3 protein-coding genes are annotated in these 2,817 nt (G+C 34.9%); 2 read left to right on the top strand and 1 reads right to left on the bottom strand.

The window, feature by feature from the left end:
• The first annotated feature begins 315 nt into the window (after positions 1-315).
• Positions 316-1,290 carry a replication initiation protein gene (locus AC4CUY_RS22420; protein WP_130132688.1) on the top strand — a complete coding sequence of 325 codons (975 nt, stop codon included), beginning with the start codon at positions 316-318 and terminating at the stop codon, positions 1,288-1,290.
• A 13-nt stretch (positions 1,291-1,303) separates the two neighbouring features.
• Complete coding sequence (locus AC4CUY_RS22415; protein WP_044432694.1) at positions 1,304-1,492, top strand: hypothetical protein; 189 nt, start codon at positions 1,304-1,306, stop codon at positions 1,490-1,492.
• Between the two features lie 3 nt (positions 1,493-1,495).
• Here the strand turns inward: AC4CUY_RS22415 and mobV are convergent, their stop codons facing one another.
• Positions 1,496-2,401: a MobV family relaxase gene (gene mobV, locus AC4CUY_RS22410; RefSeq protein WP_052502925.1), complete on the bottom strand. Its 906-nt coding sequence runs from the start codon at positions 2,399-2,401 to the stop codon at positions 1,496-1,498.
• Positions 2,402-2,817 lie beyond the last annotated feature (416 nt).

Genomic DNA, 2,817 nt, shown 5'->3' with positions numbered 1-2,817 from the left:
AAAAAACGGCCCCTAAGACCGAGTGAAACGAGGTCAAAACGTCCGAGCTTTAGCGAGGGCATAGGGCTGTTTTTCATGAAAAACCGCTTTTCTTTTTTTCTTTTTTTCTTTTTTTCTTTTTTTAGGGGGTCTGAAAGCCTTGCTGTGTAAGGCTTTCAGAGGTCGAAATGCGAGAAAATAACGGTCAAATGCGAGAAAATAACGGTCAAATGCGAGAAAATAACGGTCAAATGCGAAAATAAAGACATAAAAGCGAGTATTTTAATTTACTCGTAGTTGTGTAATACTCGATCAAAATTAAAATTGGATCTGGTCATGAAAGAAGTGAACCAAATTGTAAAAAAATCGAATGATCTAATTACGGCAAAATATCGCCTGACAATTATCCAACAATACGTTTTGCATAACGTCATTTCTCAAATACACGTGGAAGATACCGACTTTAAAAAATATGAGGTGAATGTTCGTAGCATTGCCGAAAGTCATGGGATCGACACTAAAAATGCGTATCGCTACATCAAAAAATCAGCCCTAGAGCTAAATAAACAACCTATTATCATTGGTGATGAGGAAGAAGGGATCGCACTTAATTGGTTTTCATCGGTACGCTACAACAGCAATCGAGGGACATTACTTGTCGATTTTCACCCCGATTTAAAGCCCTATCTGCTTCAACTGCAAGGCTACTTCACCCAATATGAAAATAAGAATATTCAGCAGTTTAAGTGCGTTCATTCATTACGGTTTTATGAGTTTTTAAAGCAAAAACAGAACTTAGGAAAAGGGAAAGAGTTCTATATTGAGCTGACTATTGACGATATTCGCTCAATGTTTTGCTTCTCTGATACTGAATATAAAAAAACAAACGACTTAAAAAGATTTGTTATTGAACCTGCACTTAAAGAAATCAACGATCAAACAGATTTGAGTATTACAGATATCCAATTTTTGAAGAAAGGGCGTTCAATCCACTCGATCTACATCACAGCCAAGCCAAAAGCATCATCAAAAATGGCAAAAAACAGCGATTCTGGCGTTTCTAAGCAAAAAACCGTAGAAATCCCCACCAACATCGTAAAACCGCCTAAAAACGCAAATGTGAGCGATTTACAGCACAGAGCGAGCAAGATTACAGGGTTAATCATGTCTAATCGGTTATCAGACCGGTTTAAACAGGGTGATGAATCAATTATGCAAATGATGGCTCGTATCCAAAGTGAAATCACAAGTGATGTCATAGCAGACCAATGGCAAAATAAACTTGAAGAATTTGGCGTTATTTTTAGTTGATCAAGGAATAAAAATGATTGAAAAAGAGATAACAAAATTTGAAAAAGAAATTTTGCTACAAGGCAAAATTTCTCAGCTTGAAAATGAACTTAAAGAATTTTCTGATCTTCAAAAAAAAGTGTATAGCGAACGCCTTCAAAAAAGCATTGTGGGTTTAGAAAATAGAATTAAGCGAATCAAAAAAATGCTTTATAAAACATGAATTTTAGTAATTAAAATCAGCGTTAAATCCGTTATTTTCAATTCTTCTATCTAGCAATTTTTGGCTGATAATCTTAATCATTTGATCAAGTTCTTCACGTTCATTTTCATTTAAATGCCGTTTTGCATTCAGATAAGCTAAGACATCATTTTGCATATCAATTAGAGCTTTTTGTGCCTTTTGTGCATTCTGACGAGCAATTTTAGTTTGTTCAGCAAGTGCTAAATCACTCTGTAAATCTTTAAGTACAGATTTAACGCATCTTTCAGCATACATGTATTTATCTTCATCATATTCAGCATCGGGTAAAAATACATTTCTCTGTATTTCGACTTCATCCTGATTAACTTTTGCATAATATTCTTTAATCTTGGTGTGTTTTGCTTTAGATCCTTCAACCCCTCTTTCAAGACCTAAAGACCTTACTTGATCAGCAAAGTCACTCTGCATCTGTGACATTTTTGCACGACCACCAAGCCATTTTTTAGCGTTTAACTTTCCCGTAGCTTCATCAAGTGGCACGACATATGCGATCAAATGCGGAGTTGTTTCATCTCTATGAATCGAAACAGCTACCACATTTTTAGAACCGTACTGTTTTTCGAGCCATTTTTTTGAATTTTCAAAAAATTCGTTCTCTTTCTCAGTTCCCCAGCCGCTCCAGGTTGGACTAGCTGTAATTAAGTGCTCAATGCACAACACAGCATCAGAACGTCTTTTTTCAGGCAATCGAAGCTGAATTGCATCCATTACTTCAGCTGATGATTTTAAACTGTGAGAGTTTTTTATTGTTCGATCAGCATCAGCATTGGGCGTTTCAATATCACGAAAATTATGTGCAAGTGATCCACCAATATTGCCAAAAGTTTTTAGTTTTTCAGTCCGTAAAATCGCAAAATTATTATCCATAAAAAAACCTCATACTCTTGTTAGTACAGTGAAAATTTGCTGTTTTTACAGTTGGCTAAATGACTGATTTTTATATAATTCAAAAAACGGCAAATAGTTGATTATTTTTTATATTTGATTAAAAGTGTACTCACTACACCTTTATGATCAAAAAACTTCGTATTTTGATCATAAAGGATCGTTCGAAAAGCAACAATGTTTTTCATTTAAATCTTTCAATGAAATTTACAAAGCGAGTGTCTACGAGCGAAGTTATGAAAGTTCGATTATTCCCCCCTCTGAAAAACCGCTTTTAAAAATATTAGCTGCTCGATAATTTTTACTATCGAGGGCTTTTGCTTTTGAAAAAACACGAGCGAAGCGAGTTCATAGTCGCTTTTGCTTTTTTCTGCTTTTGCTTCTCAATCATCATTAAA

It is taken from the genome of Acinetobacter sp. 778_lipA, from assembly GCF_058242985.1.
Note: the sequence above shows the minus strand (reverse complement) of the source record. Positions and strands in the feature narration are given on the sequence as shown.